Consider the following 22,640-nt stretch of genomic DNA (forward strand, 5'->3'; position numbering starts at 1 on the left):
GAAAAGTAGTGTAAAATAATAATAACTCAAAGTAGGAGACTTTGCGTAGCGGGTGTGTATATAATAAATATTTTGTACAGTTTCTTTTGCTTTATTAAAAACTGTACAGTGAACTGTGTAATTTTTTTGTACAGCTTTTTTACCTAAATATAAAACTGTACAAGAAACATCACTGCGCTCTTGTACATAAAAAATTACCTTAAAAAAAACTGTACAAATTTTCTTATTTACCAATTGTCTCTCTTAAAACCTCTTTTTTCATATGTGTAGAATTAAACGTCTATTAAACGTTTAATTCTACACATATTTTATGTGCTTCTAAAATTTATATTTGCTTTTCCCTTTTAGAATAGGGGATTACAAATACTATTTTACATGTTTAAAATTTAGTGTTTATTATCATAAACTCTATCAATTGTATTAAATTTGTTTTAAAACATAATGGAAATATATGTACCAGTACATATATCCCGTTGTTGGCAACAATATAAAAACCGAACTAAAATTGAGATTTGCAATAGTACAATATACGAATCTGACACAGGAAAAAACCAATTGGATTAATGACTTATCGATTGAATTCAAATCGTTTTTCGAAGACAAGAATTATGGAGAAGACCTGAAGGAACTATATTTTGGACTGACAATGGTTAAGCCTGAATTTGAACAGTTTTTTAAAAAGAAAAGACCAGCTTATAAAGCTGGAGAAAGGACTTCTTATGTGGATGGAATTGAAATAAAATCTAATAATTGTGCTGAAATCAGCTGTAAGCTTGAATTCAACGATGTAACTAAACTTGAGTACGCTGAATTAATTGAAAAAGTTTGCGGAAAATTAATAGCGGAATCTGAATCTCTTATTCGATTGTCGAAATTAAAAAAATTTGATTTTAAGTTGTTTAAATCTGACTTTGAAAATTATATGCTTGAAAAACAATATTTGAAAAAATAAACACCGTTGAAACTGATATAAAATCAAAAATTTGATGAATAAATTGAGAATAATTTTAATTGGGATATTATACGGAATAACAATGCTTACTTTCTCTTGTTCATCTTCAAAGCAGTCATTAAAAAAAACTTCTTGTAATGAAAACTTGAATTTTAAAAAAGCTTTTTTTGAGAACGTTGAAAACGTAGAAAATTTGATTGACAAAAACCAGAACGAATCATTTAGGAATTCTTTAAATTTCATTGGTAAGTACACTAAAGTTTCTTTTGAATCAATGACTAATTATGCAGGAACATATCCAATCGGAATATTTGAAAAGGATAAAAAAGAGTGGTTGGAATGGTATGAAAAAAATAAATGTATGAATATTGAATTTAAAGAGTAGATATTAAAAAATACTGTTGCCAACACCGTGTATAATTAATTGCTTTGGCAAGTGCTTATTTGGAAAATTCCTTCGGAATTTTCTCGGGTTCGTATTTGTTTACTAAATTAGTTGCTTAACCACGCAACTAACCATACACAAACCGTTGGCTATAATTTACAGAATGAAAAAAACACTCACATTTTTATTATTTTCTATGATTCTAATTTCTTGTGGAAAAAACAAATATGAAAAGAAACTAATTGGGAATTGGTTTGAATTTAAGGAAGGAAGTAATTTAAGACTTGAAAAGGATTCATTGATGATTTCAGACATTGGATTTGAAAAAACGACTTGGAATGCAACCGAAAATCTAATTAATTATAATTACAAGACATTCTTTAACGACTCAATAATAAAAGTATCTTTAAAATACAAATTATTGAAAAATGACTCTTTAATAATTGAACCACAAAAAGATGGTTTACAAAAAATAGTTTTAATTAAAACGAATAGTTACACTGATTTTTTATTTAGAAAAAATAGAATTAATATAACTTTAGAAAATAATTCAAAGGCGGAATATCAAGGACAAAGAAACAAGTACGGAATTAAAATTTTTGTTGGACTTAAAAATGATTCAATCATAATTAAAACAGAATATTCAGATAATTTAAAAAACCTTGAAAATGATTTAGAGAAAAAATTAATCGATTTAAATCCTTATTTCACAGAGGAATATAATGAATATATGAAAGAACGTTTAACTTTCAACGAATGGATTAGAGTTAACATACACTATTGTTTATTCATAGATAAAAATACACCTAAAAACGTTGTTTCGTCGATTCTTGAAAATTTACGAAAAACAAAAATTAAAAAAATTTATAGAGTATTTGAAACAATAGAACAAGAAGGAATACCTTTTGACAATTTAAAAAAAATAAAACTATAGCCAACACCGTGTATAATTAATTGCTTGGTCTGTGTTTACTTACGAAAATCCTCGCGGATTTTCTATTCAGTTTGTATTTACTAAATTAGTCGCTTAAACACGCAACAACTCATACACAAACACGTTAGCACCAATTTAAAAACTCTAGATATTAGAAATGAAATTATCAGAAAAGATAGTAAAGAATCATACTCAATCAGATAAGCTACATAAAAAACGTGATAATTATTCTCTAAACAATTTCATCAATAAATTAAACTTGTCGCGAGACTTAAATCGTGAAATTGAAAATAATATCAAAGACAATAAGTTAAAAGTCCAGTCTAGAGAAAATCTAATTATAAATTCGGTCACAGCCTTAGAAGTTTTTATTAAAGATTCTATAAAAGGTGACCTTTATTATTTTGCACCTGAAAAACAAAAGAATTTATTAAAAGAAAAAATATCGTTGTATGAGGCTTATGAGTTATTTAGGAAAACAAAAATCGAAACAGAAGACATAATTGCTGGATATTACAATTTTCAAAACTTAGATTCCATTAGTTATGTATTAGGTGTTTTAACAGGTAGAGATTTCTTTAAATGTATAAATGATATAAAAACGGAATTATCACCTGATTTAGTTAATTATTTTAAATTGGACACTTTAAATCTGTCATGTGATTTTCCAAATTAGCAAAAAGATATTAGAAAATTGCTAGAAATAAGACACGAGAGTATACACGAAATTGATTTCACACGTAGATTAGGAAAGAAAAAAACTAATGATTTAATTAAGAACCTAATTGCATTCGTAATTATCCTAAATGATTTTTTAGAAAGTATATAAAACAAATAACAACAGGTGCTAACACTATATATAGCAAATTGGGCGATTAGTGTTTAACCGAAAAGTTGTTGTCTATTTACAAAGTCGCCAAATCTTTTGATTTGGTATTAAATGAGAAAAATTAAAACAAAATAAAAAGATTTGGCTTGTGACTTAACCGAAATTAATCGCTTGTTTTCTGCCCAACTTGCCATATATTTAACGTTAGCTGTAATGCAAAAAAAAAATGAACTAAAAAATGTCTACTCACCAATTACCGACATCAAACAATCCTAATATTTTTGAAAGCTTAATTTGTGATTTATTTAATCAAATTGAATCTAAAAACACATATAAAAAATTTGGCAGAAATGGCAATAAACAAAAAGGAATCGACATTTTTTCACCAGTCGATAAAATTGCAATTCAATGCAAGAAAAAAGAATTAAGCCGAAGAGATATATCTATTCGAAAAGAATTGTTAGATGATATTGAAAAAGATGTGAATAAAATAATAAATGAAGAATTAAAACTTGAACTTAAAATTCTTTATATCGCCTCAACATATAAAAATCATCCAGACATTGATGAGTATTGTATAGAATTAAAAGAAAAATTAAATCTAAAATTTGACATAATTTATTGGGGTTGGGATACAATTGAGGAATTTGTTATCGATAAACAGAATCTCTTAAAAAAATATTGGCCAGAATTTATAATAAACGACAATAGCAAAGAATCTAAAATTGTAAGAGATTTAACTTTACGAAAAAAAATCACAAAGGATTTTCAAAAATGGCTTGACTATAAATTAGAAAACAGAGAGTTAAGTAATAAAATGCTTTTAAGAGCATTTGATGGAGAACAATATCCTAACACAAATGAGCCTGATAAATTTGGCGAATATGAATGGTTTGCTGTAGAGATTTTAAGATTATATCATTCTGGATTAGAATTCATTCATTCTGTAAAACAAATTCAAGTATTCGAAGATAATTCTTGGGATTTTGTAAATGAAGACTCTGAAATAATTGGAGAGAAAATGAATGTATATGGAATTGGTCAAATAAACTTTCAAGATATAGTTGACTATAATAAAAGAGGAGATGAATTTTATATTTATCCTCACTTTTTTTGTAAATTTCTATATAGAGGAACACCTTTTGAAAAAACATATTATCAGAACGTTAAAAAAATATATCAAACGTTTGAATTAGAAAATAAAAAAAGTACTAACAGCTAACAATGGCTATAATTAATACGGGTTTTGGTGCTTAAAATTAAGTTTAGTGCTTTTAATGAAGTCCGCCAAAACTTTTTGATTTGGCTTTATAAAAAAAAGATAAAAAAAAATAAAAAGTTTTGGCTAAGTGCTTAATCGAAAATTTACTACTTTTAATTCCCGCACTAACCATAGCCTAGACGTTGGCTTTAATGCTGAAAATAAAATCACAAAAATGATAGAAGGGTTATTTTTTATTTTAATTGTTATTCTGGTAATAGTAAAACTAATTATACGTAATGACATAAAGAAAAGACAAAAAACGCAATCCTATCTATTAGATTTAAGAGAACAAAAAGAATATAGAAAAGAAAAAACTGAATTTCAAAACAATCTACATAACTATAAATATGAATACTGGAATGAAATTATTGATGGCACTGAAACTTTCGAAATAGATAAATCCGAAGTTTCCTCTCAAATATTATTGGACAATTGGGAGTATATTTCTAAATACTATTATGTAATTAAAGAAGAAGTTAGTGCTATGAGAAATGATACTGACTTCAAAGAGGAACAAATTATCTATGATTTATCATCAAATCATTATTTAACTAAAGGATTATATAGAATAAATTTAGATTTAATAAAGCATAAGATAATTGGTTTTCTAACTAATATTCTTGAAAACAGCCAAAAATTGAGGGAACCAGAAGCTAATATTCCTCTAAAAGCAATTAGTATAATTTATTCTTTACAAGGCAATTATAATTTCTACTTGTGTGCTGAACCTTCCAGATTATTTCACAATGACAAATATTCAAAATATATACCTGAATTTGAATTGAGACATGAATTTGATATTGATATTGACAGAATTGAAACTGAAATTTTAAAAGAGTTAAATGTTTTAAGTGGCGATTATTATGATGAATATTCGGACTATACCTATGATTTATTTTCTGAGTTCATGTTTGAGTGTTGGAAGATAGCTAAACAAAAAACTAGTTCAAAACTATTGGGTTCTTTAGATTATGGAAGTGGTGGAATAGATTATGACCTAGACACTAAAGAAGGAATTGATGATTCTAAAATAAAAGAACATTATAAAAATAGAGGAATAACAATTGAGAAAGATTTAGAAAGTTAAAAATGCACTAAAAGCCAACACCGTATAAATTTTATTGCTGGCTTATTGCCTACTTACGAAAGTTCTCTCGGACTTTCTTGGTCGGTAATTATTTACTAACTTTACTGCTAAACCAACGCAACAAAGCTTATACAAACCGTTGGTAATAATTAAATAAAAAACATGAAAATTAAAGTACTATTTCTTTTAATTCCTTTTTTAGGATTTGCCCAAGACTATGAAATCTATAATGAAAAAGGTGCATCACTAGTAAGTGATAAATCTGGTATAGCCGTTAAATTTGAATCGGATATTCCAAATTTCAATCAGATTGAAAAAAAACTTCAAGATAAAGGATATGAAATTACCACAAATGCGGTAAATAATTATTTTATAGTAAAAAAACATGGAGTTCAATATATCTCAGATATATCCGGAAATATTTTAAAATTACCTTATTCAAAAAACAAGTCAGTAAATGGAAATTGGCAGGTTCTTTACCCTACAAGAAAAGGAACAATATTTATGATGAAAAACTGGGAGAATAAACCTGAGTCTTCAACATCAAATAATATCGAAATTTATGATTTAAAAGGTAATTTGCTAAACAAAAATTTAGGACCAAATATTTCATTTAAAATGGGAATGTCTAATTATTTTAGCTACATTATTACTAAAAATGGAGATTTCATCACCTTTCATAAAAATGGTAAGATTGGACTTTTAGATGAATTTGGAAAAATATTTTTAGATGCAGAATATGATAAAATTGAAAACAATGGTAATTATTTGTTTCTTACCAAAAACAAAAGTATTTCAATTTTTGAAATTTCATCAAAGAAGAAACTAACGACAACTTTTGAAGAAGTAAAATTGACAGATTTCTCCAATAACTTTACATCAAATTATATAATATCCAAATTAAATTCAAAATATGGGTTATATCATTTACCTACACAAAAATGGGCTATTTTAAACCAATATGATGATTTTAGTTATTTTTTCGAAAAACTAGGTTTTGATCAAGGCACAAAAAAAGCTAGACTTGACGATGTTATTTATACGACCATTTTTTTAGCTGAAAAAGATGGTAAAAAAGGAGCAATAAGTATAGATGGTTCTATTAAAATACCTATTGAGTACGAAATAGTTAATTGTCAAGAAAAATTCTGTAAAGTTGTTAACTTTGAGAAGTCTCGTAATAAATTTAATTTAGAAAAGGGGCAGATGGAGTACAAACAGTTTTATAAAGAAATTTTTCCAGTTCCTAATACAAATATTATTGCTGTAAAATTGAATAATAATTGGAAAATGTCCGATGAAAATACTCATGAAATTTATTTTACAGAAGAAGATAAAATAACCGAACTTATAAGTAAATTCAAATATTTACCATTTTTGAATGTGAAATTTGAAAATAATCAAACAGGTATATTTTCATTAAAAACTAAAAAATTTATAATCCGAAATGGTGAATTTGGTCGTATTGAAGGAACTAAAAGTTACATGTACTTACGTGATAAAACAAATTATAAGACTTTTATAGTAAACAGAAGTGGTGAAGTTCTTTTTGAACAAGAGAAGACCAAAGGACGTTTCGCTTATAGTAAATCAAATTTTTTAAGATACAAAGCAGGTCAATATAAAAAGATTTATAAATGTTATAACCTTGAAGGAAAAGAAGTACATAAATCTGAATGTACACCTTTATATGGGAATTAGCATATAACTATTACCAACAAAGAACTGAGGTAAAAACCAAACAAATTCTTTATTAATTTTACGCAATACTATACTAAGCTCAAAGTAATATTCTTCCTATTTTGAGCTTATATTTTTTATATAATTACTACTTATTATGGCAATACAGAAACATAAGTTTCATCATAAGGTAATCCTGATTTTGCAATAGCAAAACTTTGTTTTATTAGCTTATTTGATACTGCTATTAAAGCTAGTTTTTTACTCTTTCCTTTGTTTACAATGCGTTCATAAATATCTTTACAGGCTTTATTGTGTTTACATGCATTAAAAGAACACAAAAACAAGAGATTCCGTAATTTTCGATTACCAACTTTACTTATCCTACTTTTACCTCTTACACTACTACCTGACTCTCGTATTGTAGGCGTTATACCAACATAACTACAGCGTTGTTTTGAGTTTTCAAACTTGGTAAAACCATCGGTTATTACAATCATAAATAAGGCTGTTTTAAGTCCTATTCCTGGAATACTTGTCAATAAAGTTAATTGTACTTGCTGTTCTTATTTTACTAATGATAATAGCTTTTTTTCTATCCCTAAAATCTCTTTATCTAAATACTTTTTTATTCGTTTTAAACTACGATATACATATTTAGAAGGAATATCTAAAACTTCCTCACCATGGATTTTATTCTTTGTCGCTGTACGTTTCTTGATACAACTATCCATCAATCTAAACAATTGCAAACATTCACTTTGAACATTTGTAAGTGCTGTATATAAAGGCACTTCATTTATTTGTCCATATTCACAAATGGCTTTAGCATCACTTTTATCTGTTTTTATTTTAGCTAATTTCATTTGAATAAATCGCTTTACCGATAAAGGATTTACTACTGAAACAATAATGTTTTGTTTGTATAAAAACTGAGCTAATCGATAATGATAATACCCTGTTGCTTCCATTACAACTAATGATTCTTTAGGAAGGCTTTTTAGAAAGGACTTAAAACCAGATGCATTATTTTTAAATTGATCATGGCCACTTTTACTTCCATGAACATCAAATACGTCTTTGCTAATGTCAACTCCAAAAATTTCCTTATATTTATTCATAAGAACTGATTTATGAAAGAATAAGCTACTTGACTCACAACAACTTGAAATCGAGATCTAGGTCTCACAGAACTGAACGTGATTTTTAGTAGAAAAGAGAGCCAATTACCAATGTTGTCGAAGTCTAATGCTTCACCGTATAAATTAACCTTAATTCTCTCTTTTATTCTTTCTGATTTATATCTCTTAAATTTAACCTTTTTATTAAATTGCTAACTTAAGATGTATAAAAGCAATAGCGGTTTGGGTGTATTCTCAAATCGCTTTTGTGTTTAATTAAGTATCTTGCCGTCCGAAAAGCGAGTGCGTTTAATCCGCTACTGCTCTTATACTAAACGTTGTAACACATACGAAAAATGAAGACAGTAATAATAATTTTGGTCATTTTAATAGTCTTGATTTTGGCGTATACGCAAATGAATAAAACAGAAAATAAATCAAACTCTGATTTAACCGATACCAAAAACTCTTCAAAAGAAATTAAAGGAACAATCTTTTATCACGAAGATGATTTTGGACAAGTAGAGATTATTCCAAATGAAAATTTTGATAGACTAATTAAAGAAGCAGAAAATGTAAAAGACTTTTCGGAAAAGCATTTTGACGGAGGAGGTTTTACTGATATGTATGTTCGAGAAGAAAGTGGACTAAAACTCGAAGAGCGGAAAATCAAAGTTTCTGAACTTAATGAAATACTATCTAAACTATCTGTAGAGAAACATACAATCGCAACAACGGGAATTAGACCTGACGAAATGTTAAGTAAAAACACGTTTGGATATGGCGAAAATTACAATGGACTGTTCTTTGATTTTAATCAAGACATAGTTTCAAATATTTGGATTTCAGGAAGATTAGACGTTAATGATGAAAAGCTGATTAGTGTATTAAATGAAATAGGAACGGAATGGAATTTGTTACTTATGGATTGGAATTCACTCGAATTAATTGACTTGAAAAATAATGAGCAGATAAAAAAATACGTGGAATAGTACGTGTTACAACAGTGTATAAAAAACATAGGGCGTTTCTGCTAAACCGAAAGGTCTGTGAATATTTACAAAGTCCGCTAAATATAAAATTTGGCATTTAAAACAGAAAATATAAAAGCAAAATATTTATATTTAGCTAAGTAATAAACCGAAACGATAGTGCTTTTTTAACTGCCCTCCGTTTCTTATACTAAACGTTGTAATAAAAAAAATATGCTTAGATATATTATCAAAAAAAAAGGAAAACATGGCTTTATTGACCAAGATGGACAAGAAGTAATTAAACCCATATTTGAAATAGTGTCAGAGTTTAATGAAGGACTTGCTTGGGCTGTAACTGAAAAAAACGGAAAATGGTTTTCAGGATTTATAAATGAAACAGGAGATTGGGTAATTGAACCTACATTTTCTGGTTATGGTTGGTCTATGAACGAAACAAGCCTTTTTTCAGAAGGATTGGCACCTATACAAGCAGATAACAGAAAAATGATGTTTATTAATATATCAGGAGATCCAGTTACTGACCCAATATTTGATAAGGCGTATCATTTCTCTGAAAATCGAGCATTGGTTTCTATAAATGGATTATTCGGCTATATAGATGAATTAGGTCATCAAGTTATTAATTGTGAATATGGTGTGAATTCAGCTTTTGCACAAAACAGTAGATTTTCACAAGGACTTGCTGCTGTTCGCTTTAGCAGAGGTCAAGAAGGATTGAAAAGTGACAATAATTTTGGGTATATAAACAAAATCGGAGATATCGTTTTTGAACCTGAAAACTATCACGCTAATGCCTTTTCAGAAGGCTTCGCCATGGTTAATGATGGCTATGATTACTACTTTATAAATTTGAAAGGAGAGATTCCTTTTGAAAGACTATCTCAAACAGCAACAAGTTTTTCGGAAAATCTTGCCAATGTTTATGATCATGACACGGAATGCTATGGTTATATAAACACAAAAGGCGACTGGGTTATTCAACCTAAATTTGCATCCACGTTCAGGTTTACGGAAGGCTTGGCCGTTGCTAAAAGAGCAGGCATGAAAAGTAGCGGCTATATAAACAAAACTGGGGAAATAGTGATTTCTGAAAAGTTTAAAATTGCACTACCTTTTAAAAATGGACTTGCTTATGTTAAGGATAAGAAACGAGAAGGTTATATCAATAAATTAGGAGAATTCATTTGGAAATCAAAGTAATTCTACTGAATATAAAAACGATTTGAATAATTTAGGAATTGATTGCTTAAATAAAAGTTTAAAAACTACAAGTAACAATGTATAAAAAACATAGGGCATTTTTGCTATACCGAAAGGTCTGTGAATTTTAACAAAGCCCGCTAAATATAAATTTTGGCGTTTATCGTAGAAAAAATAAAAGCAAAATATTTATATTTAGCTAAGTAATAAACCGAAACGATAGTGTTTTTTAACTGCCCTACGTTTCTTATACGTAACGTTGTAGCATATTAAAAAATGAACAGAGGAAAATTAATTATTTTTATTAGTTCTGCTATTTTAAATATAGCTTTATTATATTTTCTATTTTCTAAATCGGAAAATATAGATAGAACTCCTTATTTACATCCATTTGAATTAAACTCAAATTTGAATTTAAAATCAATAGTGAAAAATGGATATAAATTTGCAAGTATGCCTTGTGGTCAAGTACAATACACCAAACAAATAGCAGATACAATTATACAATATGAAGTTGGAATTGACTGCGATAAATACGAAGGAAAATATGAAATGTTTATGTTTCCTGAAGAAGAAGAAATTGAGGAAGAAACTGAAGGAAAATCAGATTTGAAAACAACTTATATTTCTAAAACCTTAGAAGAAGAAATTGCTGAAAACAAATATTATCCTTGGGAACTTAAAGAAATTGAAAACTGCTATCAAGAAATAAAGTGGAGAGTTTATACAATAAATTTTGGAAAGGATTTAGATTTAGAAAAAGTTCGTAATTTCATCTACAAAAAAGGTGGAAATATAGTTAATGAAAATTGGAATAAAGAGAAAGGCGGAAATGCGATAGTTTATTATCGAAACAACTCACTTTATTTTAACATAGGTATTTCTAAAGATGAATTTTCAGAAAATAATAAAACTTGGGTTTTTAACATTACAAGAACAATACCATATTTAGATTTTGAAAAAATACGAAAAAATACTGAACAACAGAAAAAAAGAGATAAATATTATGGACAATAACGTGCTACAACAAAGAACTGAGGTAAAAACCAAACAAATTCTTTATTAATTTTACGCAATACTATACTAAGCTCAAAGTAATATTCTTCCTATTTTGAGCTTATATTTTTTATATAATTACTACTTATTATGGCAATACAGAAACATAAGTTTCATCATAAGGTAATCCTGATTTTGCAATAGCAAAACTTTGTTTTATTAGCTTATTTGATACCGCTATTAAAGCTAGTTTTTTACTCTTTCCTTTGTTTACAATGCGTTCATAAATATCTTTACAGGCTTTATTGTGTTTACATGCATTAAAAGAACACAAAAACAAGAGATTCCGTAACTTTCTATTACCAACTTTACTTATCCTACTTTTACCTCTTACACTACTAGCTGACTCTCGTATTGTAGGCGTTATACCAACATAACTACAGCGTTGTTTTGAGTTTTCAAACTTGGTAAATCCATCGGTTATTACAATCATAAATAAGGCTGTTTTAAGTCCTATCCCTGGAATACTTGTCAATAGACTTAATTGTACTTGCTGCTCTTGTTTTACTAATGATAGTAGTTTTTTTTCTATCCCTAAAATCTCTTTATCTAAATACTTTTTTATTCGTTTTAAACTACGATATACATATTTAGAAGGAATTCCTAAAACTTCTTCTCCATGTATTTTATTCTTTGTTGCTGTACGTTTCTTTATACAACTATCCATTAAACGAAACAATTGTAAGCATTCACTTTGAACATCCGTTAGTGCATTGTATAGCGGAACATCGTTTATTTGACCATATTCACAAATGGCTTTTGCATCACTCTTATCTGTTTTTACTTTCGCTAATTTCATTTGAATAAAACGCTTTACTGATAAAGGATTTACTACTGAAACAATAATGTTTTGTTTGTATAAAAATTGAGCTAATCGATAATGATAATAACCTGTAGCTTCCATTACAACTAATGATTTTTTAGGAAGGTTTTTTAGCAAAATCTTAAATCCAGATGCATCATTTTTAAATTGATTATGACCACTTTTACTTCCATAAACATCAAATACATCTTTGCTAATGTCAACTCCAAAAATTTCCTTATATTTATTCATAAGAACTGATTTATGAAAGAATAACCTACTTGACTCACAACAACTTGAAAACGAGATCTAAGTCTCACAGAACTAAACGTGATTTTTAGTAGAAAAGAGAGCCAATTACCAATGTTGTCGAAGTCTAAGCTTCACCGTGTATATTAACCTTAATTCTCTCTTTTATTCTTTCTGATTTATATGTCTTAAATTTAATCTTTTTATTAAATTGCTAACTTAAGCCGTATATAATTTATTGCTAGCTTCTCGCCTACTTACGAAAGTCCTTGCACACTTTCTTGGTCGGTAATTATTTACTAAATTAGGAGCTTGAAACACGCAACAAACCATATACAACAACGTTGCCATCAATTTTGACCTAACTCGAGAACCAAATCTAAATACGTGAATTTTGATAATCAAATAATCTTTTTCTTTAGTGCCTTGGGAGCATTTAATGGCTTTTTACTTTCGTTATATTTTGCCTTGATTGCAAAAAAGAAAAAGTTCTCAAATTACTTTTTGGCTTCGTTGCTTTTAATGCTAAGTATCCGAATTATTAAATCAGTTTTTTTCTATTTTAATCCAGACTTATCAAACATTTTTATTCAAATAGGACTTTCTGCCTGTATTTTAATTGGACCATTCTTATTTCTATATTTAAAAACTCATTATTACAAGAATAAGGTAAATTGGAAAATACATATCATATCTTTTTTGATTGGAATTTCAATCCTAGGAATTTTTTACCCTTATGCGGAACATCGAACCATATGGAGTAAATGGATTGTTAAAGGTATTTACATTCAATGGCTTATCTATATTTTACTTTCTTTTAAATTTATTAAACCCATTAATGAAAAAATCAAAACTAAAGAACGATTAAAAAACATTGACATTTGGCTGTTGAGCATCTATTTTGGCATTGCTTTTATTTGGTTAGCTTTCAGCATTGGAGCCTATATGTCTTATATCGTAGGAGCATTATCATTTTCATTTGTACTTTATCTAATTGTTTTGCTAATCATTTTCAAAAACAATAAAGCAACTACATTTTTTGAAGAAAAGGAAAAATATCAAAACAAGGAAATTGAGGAAGGATTATTGGAAAATATAAAAAACGGATTGCCAAAAATTGTAGCTAATGAATTATTTCTTGACCCAAACATAACGCTTCAGAAAACGGCAAAAGAATTGGGTGTACCAAAACATACTTTGTCGCAATACTTGAATGAAGAACAAGGAAAATCCTTTTCAACTTTTATAAACGAATTAAGGGTAGAAAAAGCTAAGGAATTTTTACGTACAAAAACGAACTTTACAATTGAGAGTATTGGCTACGAAAGCGGTTTTAACTCTAAATCGACTTTCTTTACTTCCTTTAAAAAACTTACTGGGCAAACACCTTCCGAATACCAAAAAAGTATTGGTCTCAGTTCTACTTTATAAATCCGAACTACTGTTTTATCATTTTGTATCAGCCATCGGAATTGGTTTTGCATATTTGCTTCAAATATCAAAAAAATGCAAAAACTTATATCACTATTTTTAATAGTTTTCCTATTGGTAAGCTGTTCAAAAAAAGAAATCAAAGAGAAGATTTTAATCGTAACCTCAAATCAACACACCTATGGAAATACCAAAATCAACGCTTCCAACCATTTTGCCGAAATTGTTCTAGCCTATGATGAATTTGTTAATGCTGGATATGGTGTCGATTTTGTAAGCCCAAAAGGCGGTAAAATTTGGGTTGGCTATATAGATGATACTAATGCAACTCAAAAAAGATACTTAGATGATGAAGCGTTTATGAGTCGCCTAAAAACTACGATGTCGCCAAATGAGGTAAACACTTTAGACTACATCGCAGTATATTACGGAGGTGGTGGTTCGGCCATGTTTGGTGTACCAGAAAATAAAGGAATTCAAGATGTTTCTATGGCAGTTTATGAAGAAAATAATGGTATCGTTTCTGCTATTTGCCATGGAAGTGCTGGATTAGCCTATTTAAAGACAAAAGATGGAAAGTACCTCGTTGAAGGAAAAAAAGTAAACGGCTTTCCAGATGCCTTTGAACGCATGGATGCAGAATACTATGCCACATTTCCATTTTCGATACAGCAAAAATTAATAGCTAATGGAGGGAGATTTGAATATTCTAAAGAAGGTTGGGATGATTTCTCAATTGCGGATGGTCGTTTAATTACAGGACAAGATCCAACGGCAGCTAGAAGCGTTGCAAAAAAAATAATTGTAGCACTTAAACAATTATAATCTATTCAAAACAGATTAAAATTTACATTATAAATAATTATTAAAATACCACTTAACAATGAAAAAATTAATTAAAATATTATTACCTGCCCTAGTTTTGACACTATTTACTTCTTATTCTTACTCACAAAGAACAGACTTTTCAGACCGTCAAGCTATTATTGAAACAACAGAGAATTTTTTTATTGGCGATCACACCGCAAGTATTGAGCATAAAAAGCTTTCTATGCACAAAAAAGGTGCTTACAGGTACATAAAAAGGGACGGAACTTATGATGAGTTTATTTTTGATTTAGATTCAGCTGAAGCAGACACTAGATATAAAGAGGAAATATTGAGCATTGAAATTTACGGAAAACTTGCATTGGTTAGAGCACGATTAGCAACAAATAACGGCAAAGCCCATTACAAGTTGTTCACACTACATAAGGCTGATGGAAAATGGAAAATAACAACAATTACATGGGGTTCTGAAATTAAGCTGTAAGCCTTTTTCAGTAACAATTCTTAAAAGTCTAACAAAAGCTAAACAATATGAAAACAAAAAAAAATCTAATTCTCACAATTGCATTTTTAGCTATACAAATAACTAATGCACAAACTGATTTAGAGTTAATTACTACAACATTAAACGATTATATAGAAGGTACAGCAAATGGTAACCCCGATAAATTAAAAAAGGCTTTTCATCCAGATTTTAATTTATACACAATAACAAGTGATAGTTTGTGGATTCGGTCAGGTAGAGAGTACATTTCTAATGTAAAAAAAGGTGAAAAAAATAATCGCATAGGACGAATCATATCTATAGACTATGAAAAAGATGCAGCCATTGCCAAAGCTGAAATAATCATTCCAAATTGGCGAATTTTTACTGATTATTTCCTTTTACTTAAATACAAAGGAGAGTGGAAAATTGTCCATAAAAGCTATACTTGGAGAGAATATCCGAAAAGCGAAAAATAACTGTTGGCGACACCGTATATAAAAACGTGGTGCAACATTTAAACTCACTCAAACATATATGAAACAAACTATAATTTTTCTCTTAATTATTTTTATTAACTGTAAACCAGGTGAAAATGATAAATTATTCCAAAAAACCATTGAAAAGGTAGTGAATGAAGATCTATCCAATTTCATCAAATCACCTTATACAGCAATATCTGGGGCGGTATATGTTAATCGAAAAACATATCAATTTCATTTTGGTAAGTTAACTGATGGAAAACAAGCAACTAATAAAACCATATATGAGATAGCTTCTATTACTAAAACCTATACAGGATTAATACTTTCTCAAGCGGTTTACGATAAAAGACTATGCCTTGACACAGATATAAGAACATATTTAGACGATATATATTCTAATTTAGAGTTAAATGACAACAAGCCAATTACGTTGAGACATTTAATAACTCATACTTCAGGTATTCCAATGAATATTAATTGCAGAAATGAAAATACTACTATTGAAGATCAACTTTCTTGCTTTGATGAATTCACAAAGGACAAATTTTTTGAAGTTTTGAAACTAACCACACTTATCGACAGTTCTGGAAAGAATTATCATTACTCAAATGCTGGAGTACAATTGATAGGCTATATTTTAGAAAATGTTTACCAAATGTCATTCCAAGAACTTTTAAAAAAATATGTATTTGCTCGTTCGGGAGAGCAAGACACAAAATATAAAATTAATAGTGGTATGATTGATAATATAGCAATTGGAAAAGACAGTAGTGGTAAACTAATGCCTTTAGAAGATGGGTTTTATCAATACGCGGGAGGACTTAAATCTTCAACAAATTCAATGCTTGACTTTATTAAAATGTACTTGACCAATAATGATCCTGTTATAAAAGAGTCAATGAACCTTTTGGCAGGAAATACTCAATATGGAAGAGCCTATGCTTGGAACACTTTTGATTACGATAAAACAAAAAAAATGTTATATCATAATGGAGGAACTTTTGGACAATCCTCTTGGATTGCTTTATACCCTAAACAAAATATAGGTATTTTTTTAGTTACAAATGTTTCAACTGACAATTCTCAAGGTGACTTGAATGAATTATCAGATAGAATCATTGGCAAATTAATCGATTAATTTTAAAAAACTGGTGGCAACAACGTATATAGCTAATAAGTTGCTTAATCGAAGTTAAAGCATATTTGGAAAGTCGCCAAATTTTTAAATTTGACGACTTTCCAATAAAAAAGATAAATATTAGTATGACTGAAGAAAATCATTGTTATGAAAATGCAATGGCAGAACGTGTAAACGGTATATTAAAAGATGAATTTTATCTAGACCAAACCTTTGATAACGTGGCACACGCAAAGAGAGCTGCAAAAAATGCAATTAATTTATACAATGAAGTAAGATTACATTTATCTTTAGATTATAAAACACCAAATATGGTATATAAATTATCAGCTTAATTCAATTTTAACCTGTAGCCATATTTCAGGACAAGACAGCTGAAAAACCAATGAACAAGCGAAAAATAATTTTAGGAATAATTGTAATATTTCTTTGCTATTTATTCTACTGGACTTTTGAACCTTATAGTTTAAATCCGTTTTCCAACAAACCTATTTCACAATCTCAAAGTCAAAATAACCTGAATTGTGACAACTTAAATAGTTTTAGGCTCAAGGCTGATAGTATTGTCAATTCTGCAATAAATAAAAATGCATTTTTAGCTACTTCAACAGGTGTTTATTCAGAAAAATGTGGGAATTGGTTATCTACTGCAGGATTTTTAAATAAAGGAAATCAAGAGAAACCCACTAAAAATAGTCAATTTAGAATTGCATCTATTAGCAAACCAATGACAGCTATTGCTATTCTTCAACTTTATGAAAAAGGGAAAATAAATTTAGATTTATCTATTCAAAATTATTTACATGAATTTGCAAAAAAGGAAAAAGGAGATATTACAATTCGTCAATTATTAAACCATACATCTGGAATTCCTCATTACAAATCTGATTTAGGAATATTCAACTTTACGCATTATAACAATTGCGTAAAAGCTCTCGAAAAATTTGAGAATAGAGAACTTGTTTTTAAACCAGGAACTGAATTTTTGTATTCATCTTTTGGATACACACTACTTGGTGCGATTATAGAAAAAGTTTCAGGAAAATCATATCAAAGTTATATGCAGGAAAATGTCTGGAAACCAGCAAATATGATTAACACTAATGTAGCACAGACTAAAACGAAAGTTTACATAAAACTTGGAAATCACTTTTACAGAAGTCCAAAAAATAATTTGAGTTACACATATTCTGGAGGAGGAATACAATCCACAGCAGAAGACCTAATAAAATTTGGAAAAGCTGTCTTAAATTATAAGTTCATAAATCCTTCAACAACAGAACTGATGATTCAATTGACTAATAATGAAAACGAGGAAATGGAATATACTTTCGGTTGGGATAATTGGAAAAGTCCTAAATTTGGAAAAGTTATTGAACATAATGGAGTACAAGTTGGATCAAGTAGCTATTTTAGAATATATTTTGACGAAAAAGTGGTAGTTGCTACTTTAGCCAATAATTTGAATTCAAGCGAAGAAGTTCGAGATTTATCAATTGAGCTTTCATATCTATTATTAGAAATGGAAAAAGAATGAAAACACCGTATAAAATTAATTGCTGGTTTTAGACTATTTACGAAAGTCCTTGTAGACTTTCTATCTGTGTTTTATTTGCTAAATTTAGTACTTAAATCACGCAACTAATCTTATACGTATTCCAAGATCAAATCCTAATAAAGTTTCTTTTTTTTAAGCTGCATGTTGTTGAAGAACTACATAAGGTGTTCCTCTTTTAACAACTGCAAAAGCTCTTGAGATTAGTTTGTTTCTAACATTATTTATGGCTAACATTTTATCTTTTCCTTCTGCTAACTTTCTTTTATAATACATTCGTAATTCACTATCATGCTGTATTGCTGAAACACTTGCCATACTCAATAAACTCTTCATTTTCCTATCACCTAAATAATGACATTGTTTCCTTCTTCTTATACTTGTTCCTGATTCATGCGCGAAAGGTGCTGTTCCACAATAACTCGAAAATGAGCGCCAATTATCAAATCTAGTAAAATTACCTGTATGATAAATCAGTTGACAAGCAACTACAAAACCAACTCCTTTTAAACTAGATAATAATTCATAGTTCTTATACATCGAACTATCTTCAAATATTAATTCTTCTATTCTAATTTCTATTGACTTTACTTGTTTGGATAAATAGTCAATACTTCTTTTTAAACTAATGCAGCCAGCATCTGTGGTAGCACTGGTTAAAAACACTTTCATTTCTTTTAAAGTTTCCTTTAATCCTGCATTGTTTCTAACTAATTGATCTCTCAAAGCGAGTAATCTTCCAAGCTCTAGATGAGCTGTGCTTTTTACTGTACTTGGACTTAATTCTTCTCTGTAAATCCACCCATAACGGGCTATTAAACTTGCATCTAGACGGTCTGTTTTTTCTTTTACAATTCCTGATGATCGCTTTATTTTTAAGGGACTCTCTTCAACATAAACAATCTTCTGACTATGTAGATAAAGCGCAAATTTTAAAGAATAATATCCTGTATTCTCAAAACAATAAAAAACATCAACCCCTTTTGTTGCTTTTAAAACCCATTTTATTAAACTTTTATATCCTACGATATCGTTCTTAAACTCCTTGTGAGACTGGGCATGATAACAATAAGCATCAATTTTTTTTTTTGACACATCAATTCCTACGACTTCTTTGTAATTTTTCATATTTTTACATTTAGTGTGAATAAATTTGTTGCTTTAACTACTTCCTTTATCGGGAGATTTAACTCTGGTATTCCAAATGGTTCTTGGCAACTTTATAGAAACAGAGGACTCGTACGTGTACTGGAGCTTAAAATCTAAAACACGTTATAGTTCTCCTCTTTTTCTATCTAAAGATATTTAATACAAACTAAAGAAACACGTTACCACACATTAGAAAATCGAAATGTCAGATAATGAAATAAAAATTCAAAAAGATTCCCAAGATCGAGAAAGTGAAGCTTGGCGAAAGTTGCTTAAGTTGATCGAATCTGTAAATACTGACGGACAAGACGAATTCAACCCTGTTAAAGAACTGGGTGCTGAATATTGGAAGCACATAAGAAGTTTACCTAAAGAAATTGAAAAACTGAATCGAGTAAAACATTTGATACTTTATGGAAGTAACTTGACTAGATTTCCACAAGAAATTGGTAAAATGGAATATTTAGAGGAATTCACTCCATATACTTCTTACGGATTACGGTGGTTTCCTTTTGAAATTACTAAGTGTAAAAAACTCAAAAATAGTACTGTAAGTACAAGAGCGTTATTTGGGAATTTTAAAAACAAAAAGCCTTTTCCAGACTTGACGAATAACCCTGTGAATTATTCTGGTGGAAATAAATGTAGTTTATGTGAAGAAACGGAATCTGAGAATCGATTTGAACAGTATTGGATATCGCTGAAAGTTGCTACGGATATATTGCCTTTACTAGCTATTGTATGCTCTAATGAATGTTTAACTAAATTACCTAAACCAGAGAAAGGTTATTACCCTAAACCTCACAAAGGTGGTATATTGAAAAAAGAATAAAAAAAAGATCATAACAATTTGTATAATGCATATGCAGCCTACGGGATGCAAACGCATCATATAAGAAACGTTAGACTTAATTTCCAAAATCACGAGGAAAAACGTTAGTAATCTCATCCATTGTTCCCTACTACTCATATTAAGTATATAAGTAATAGTTAACACTGAAAATTATAAACGTTTTGGGTATTATTATTATTATTATTATTATTATTTGGATGATTTTTGAAACACCGTTTATTTGTCCCATAGGATGGAAGAAGAAAATTTCTTAGCTTTGGACAATAAACTAAATATAACACTTCGTAAACTCCATTTATTAAATAATTTGTCTTCGCTATCGCTTCGCAAACGATTTAATAAACGACGCTTTAGCTGAGTTTACTACGACGTTAGCCACAATTAAAAAAATGAATGAATTAAATAAAATATTGAAAGAATTAGTTGGGTTAACAGAAAGTGAATGTGAAGAATTTTCTAAACAATTAAAAAGACAAGAGCATAAAGCGAAAACCATATTAATTGAGGAAGGAAATATGGCAGAGTCCTTGTACTTTATTGAATCTGGACTATTTAGAACATATAAAAAATTGGATGAAAAAGATATTACTACTTACTTCGCCTGTGATAATCAATTTATAACGGTTTTTAACAGCTTTATAAATCAAACACCTTCTTCAGAAAAATTGGAAGTTATTGAAGATAGCATCGTTTATGAAATATCTTCTGATAGCTTGATCAAGCTTTATAAAAAATCTTCAAAATTTGAAAAATTCGGTAGAATTTTAGCCGAAAAAAATCATCTTTGTGCTTTAGAAAGAACTTTAACAATGCAAACAAAGTCTGCAAAAAAAAGATACCTAGATTTTTTAGAAAATTACAACAAAAAAATTGTAAGTAGAGTTCCTCAATATCAAATTGCGAGTTTTCTTGGTATAGCTTCCGAATCGCTAAGTCGAGTTAGGAAAGAAATTTCCATTTCATAACAAATGTCAAGATATAAATATTAAAACCTGTCGTTTCTTTGTGTTTTATAAATGGAAAAATAAACACAATGAAAATATCAAAAAAATTAAAAACATCAATAGGTACAATACTTGCATTATTCGCTTTACTCATTATTAGTGTAATATATAATTCTTGGTCGCTTAGTCCTTTGGCTTGGTCGCCACCAACAATTCCAAAACTAGATGGAATACTTACGGAAAATAAATTATTAAGCACAACAGAACGGATTGATTTAGATGGTTGGTTTGGTCCAGAAGACATTGCAATAGATAACCAAGGGAATTTGTATTGTGGGGTGCATATTTCTAAAACAGACTTCACAGATGGTCGCGTTTTAAAAATCGATAAGTCTGGAAAAGTTAGCGTATTTGCAAATTCAGAATCTTGGGTTACAGGAATGCATTTTGATAGTAATCAAAATCTAATCGCTGGCGACTTAGAAAGAGGTTTAATAAGTATAGACCAAAATGGTAATATTAGAACTTTGGCAAGTGAAGATGAAAACGGCAACAAATTCTTAATACCAAACGACGTGGATATTGCAAGTGACGGAATGATATATTTTACAAATACATCATCAAAAGTTAATTTTAGCAACAAACATATTTGGAAATTATTAATGGAAGCGAGACCAGATGGTGGTCTTTATAGTTACGACCCAAAAACCAAACGTGTAAAAATGTTAATTGACGGAACATATTTTGGAAACGGGGTTGCTGTTTCTGAAAATGATGACTTTGTATTAATGGTAGATTTAGCAAAATATAGAATACGTAGATATTGGCTTAAAGGAGACAAAAAAGGAACTACTGATATATTTTTAGATAATTTAACTGGTTTTCCAAATGGAATTTCTAGAAGTAAAGATGGTAGTTTTTGGCTTGGATTTTCAACTAAAAGAGATAAATCGTTGGATGAAATACATCCAAAACCTCTAGTTAAAAAAATCATTTATGGACTTCCATCATTTTTGCAACCTAAGGCAGTACCTTATGGAATGCTAATGCATATAAGTAGCAATGGAGAAATTATAAAAACATATTACGATACAACTGGAGAATTTGTAACGGAAGCAACTTCAGTCGAAGAACACAATGGATATCTTTACCTTGGAGGAGATACATCTGGGTACATTGGAAAATATAAACTGTAAAAATAACTGTGGTTAACAAATAA

Annotated in this window: 22 protein-coding genes and 1 pseudogene; 20 read left to right on the plus strand and 3 right to left on the minus strand. The window is 29.0% G+C overall.

The window, feature by feature from the left end; all coding sequences use genetic code 11:
• Positions 1-451 precede the first annotated feature (451 nt).
• The 7 genes from CXF68_RS09690 (at position 452) to CXF68_RS09720 (ending at position 7,152) form a co-directional block, all read left to right on the plus strand.
• Positions 452-952: a hypothetical protein gene (locus CXF68_RS09690; RefSeq protein WP_101044151.1), complete on the plus strand. Its 501-nt coding sequence runs from the start codon at positions 452-454 to the stop codon at positions 950-952.
• A gap of 34 nt (positions 953-986) precedes the next feature.
• Entirely contained in the window at positions 987-1,337 is a 351-nt protein-coding gene (locus CXF68_RS09695) for a hypothetical protein (RefSeq protein WP_101044153.1), read from the plus strand.
• Positions 1,338-1,500: 163 nt separating this feature from the next.
• Positions 1,501-2,271: a hypothetical protein gene (locus tag CXF68_RS09700; RefSeq protein ID WP_101044156.1), complete on the plus strand. Its 771-nt coding sequence runs from the start codon at positions 1,501-1,503 to the stop codon at positions 2,269-2,271.
• Positions 2,272-2,428: 157 nt separating this feature from the next.
• Positions 2,429-2,947, plus strand: a complete 519-nt coding sequence (locus tag CXF68_RS09705) for a hypothetical protein (protein ID WP_101044158.1) — start codon at positions 2,429-2,431, stop codon at positions 2,945-2,947.
• Positions 2,948-3,338: 391 nt separating this feature from the next.
• Positions 3,339-4,322 (plus strand): hypothetical protein, encoded by a 984-nt coding sequence (locus CXF68_RS09710; protein WP_101044160.1) that lies wholly within the window; start codon positions 3,339-3,341, stop codon positions 4,320-4,322.
• 214 nt (positions 4,323-4,536) lie between these two features.
• A complete protein-coding gene (locus tag CXF68_RS09715) occupies positions 4,537-5,451 on the plus strand; it encodes a hypothetical protein (RefSeq protein WP_101044162.1) in 915 nt (304 codons plus the stop codon).
• 162 nt (positions 5,452-5,613) lie between these two features.
• The gene (locus CXF68_RS09720) at positions 5,614-7,152 is read left to right on the plus strand and encodes a hypothetical protein (protein ID WP_101044164.1); all 1,539 of its coding nucleotides are present in this window, start codon (positions 5,614-5,616) and stop codon (positions 7,150-7,152) included.
• Positions 7,153-7,286: 134 nt separating this feature from the next.
• Here the strand turns inward: CXF68_RS09720 and CXF68_RS09725 are convergent.
• Positions 7,287-8,252 (minus strand): annotated as a pseudogene (locus CXF68_RS09725) (IS110 family transposase).
• Positions 8,253-8,608: 356 nt separating this feature from the next.
• Between CXF68_RS09725 and CXF68_RS09730 the strand changes: the two are divergent.
• From CXF68_RS09730 to CXF68_RS09740, 3 genes are all read left to right on the plus strand, one after another.
• Positions 8,609-9,244, plus strand: coding sequence for a hypothetical protein (locus tag CXF68_RS09730; protein ID WP_198553789.1), 636 nt, complete (start codon positions 8,609-8,611; stop codon positions 9,242-9,244).
• A 213-nt stretch (positions 9,245-9,457) separates the two neighbouring features.
• On the plus strand, positions 9,458-10,447 hold the full coding sequence (locus CXF68_RS09735) for a WG repeat-containing protein (protein ID WP_101044168.1): 990 nt from the start codon (positions 9,458-9,460) through the stop codon (positions 10,445-10,447).
• 276 nt (positions 10,448-10,723) lie between these two features.
• Positions 10,724-11,464, plus strand: coding sequence for a hypothetical protein (locus CXF68_RS09740; RefSeq protein WP_101044171.1), 741 nt, complete (start codon positions 10,724-10,726; stop codon positions 11,462-11,464).
• A 127-nt stretch (positions 11,465-11,591) separates the two neighbouring features.
• Here CXF68_RS09740 and CXF68_RS09745 read toward each other — a convergent pair whose 3' ends face one another.
• Positions 11,592-12,557 (minus strand): IS110 family transposase, encoded by a 966-nt coding sequence (locus CXF68_RS09745; protein WP_101044173.1) that lies wholly within the window; start codon positions 12,555-12,557, stop codon positions 11,592-11,594.
• A gap of 384 nt (positions 12,558-12,941) precedes the next feature.
• Here CXF68_RS09745 and CXF68_RS09750 point away from each other — a divergent pair, with 384 nt between their 5' ends.
• From CXF68_RS09750 to CXF68_RS09780, 7 genes are all read left to right on the plus strand, one after another.
• Positions 12,942-13,985: an AraC family transcriptional regulator gene (locus tag CXF68_RS09750; RefSeq protein WP_157821902.1), complete on the plus strand. Its 1,044-nt coding sequence runs from the start codon at positions 12,942-12,944 to the stop codon at positions 13,983-13,985.
• Positions 13,986-14,060: 75 nt separating this feature from the next.
• A complete protein-coding gene (locus CXF68_RS09755) occupies positions 14,061-14,810 on the plus strand; it encodes a type 1 glutamine amidotransferase domain-containing protein (protein ID WP_101044177.1) in 750 nt (249 codons plus the stop codon).
• 58 nt (positions 14,811-14,868) lie between these two features.
• Entirely contained in the window at positions 14,869-15,297 is a 429-nt protein-coding gene (locus CXF68_RS09760; protein WP_101044179.1) for a nuclear transport factor 2 family protein, read from the plus strand.
• Positions 15,298-15,344: 47 nt separating this feature from the next.
• A complete protein-coding gene (locus CXF68_RS09765) occupies positions 15,345-15,776 on the plus strand; it encodes a nuclear transport factor 2 family protein (protein WP_101044182.1) in 432 nt (143 codons plus the stop codon).
• A gap of 58 nt (positions 15,777-15,834) precedes the next feature.
• Positions 15,835-16,920, plus strand: coding sequence for a serine hydrolase (locus CXF68_RS09770; protein ID WP_101044184.1), 1,086 nt, complete (start codon positions 15,835-15,837; stop codon positions 16,918-16,920).
• Positions 16,921-16,985: 65 nt separating this feature from the next.
• Entirely contained in the window at positions 16,986-17,255 is a 270-nt protein-coding gene (locus CXF68_RS09775) for an integrase core domain-containing protein (RefSeq protein ID WP_255398684.1), read from the plus strand.
• Between the two features lie 50 nt (positions 17,256-17,305).
• Entirely contained in the window at positions 17,306-18,457 is a 1,152-nt protein-coding gene (locus CXF68_RS09780; RefSeq protein ID WP_101044186.1) for a serine hydrolase, read from the plus strand.
• 153 nt (positions 18,458-18,610) lie between these two features.
• Here the strand turns inward: CXF68_RS09780 and CXF68_RS09785 are convergent, their stop codons facing one another.
• Positions 18,611-19,603: an IS110 family transposase gene (locus CXF68_RS09785; RefSeq protein WP_101044188.1), complete on the minus strand. Its 993-nt coding sequence runs from the start codon at positions 19,601-19,603 to the stop codon at positions 18,611-18,613.
• A gap of 223 nt (positions 19,604-19,826) precedes the next feature.
• Here CXF68_RS09785 and CXF68_RS09790 point away from each other — a divergent pair, with 223 nt between their 5' ends.
• The 3 genes from CXF68_RS09790 (at position 19,827) to CXF68_RS09800 (ending at position 22,617) form a co-directional block, all read left to right on the plus strand.
• Complete coding sequence (locus CXF68_RS09790) at positions 19,827-20,456, plus strand: hypothetical protein (RefSeq protein WP_101044190.1); 630 nt, start codon at positions 19,827-19,829, stop codon at positions 20,454-20,456.
• A 410-nt stretch (positions 20,457-20,866) separates the two neighbouring features.
• Positions 20,867-21,442, plus strand: coding sequence for a Crp/Fnr family transcriptional regulator (locus tag CXF68_RS09795; protein ID WP_101044192.1), 576 nt, complete (start codon positions 20,867-20,869; stop codon positions 21,440-21,442).
• Between the two features lie 68 nt (positions 21,443-21,510).
• On the plus strand, positions 21,511-22,617 hold the full coding sequence (locus tag CXF68_RS09800; RefSeq protein ID WP_101044194.1) for an SMP-30/gluconolactonase/LRE family protein: 1,107 nt from the start codon (positions 21,511-21,513) through the stop codon (positions 22,615-22,617).
• Positions 22,618-22,640: the final 23 nt, after the last annotated feature.

Source organism: Tenacibaculum sp. Bg11-29 (assembly GCF_002836595.1).
Lineage (GTDB): Bacteria > Bacteroidota > Bacteroidia > Flavobacteriales > Flavobacteriaceae > Polaribacter.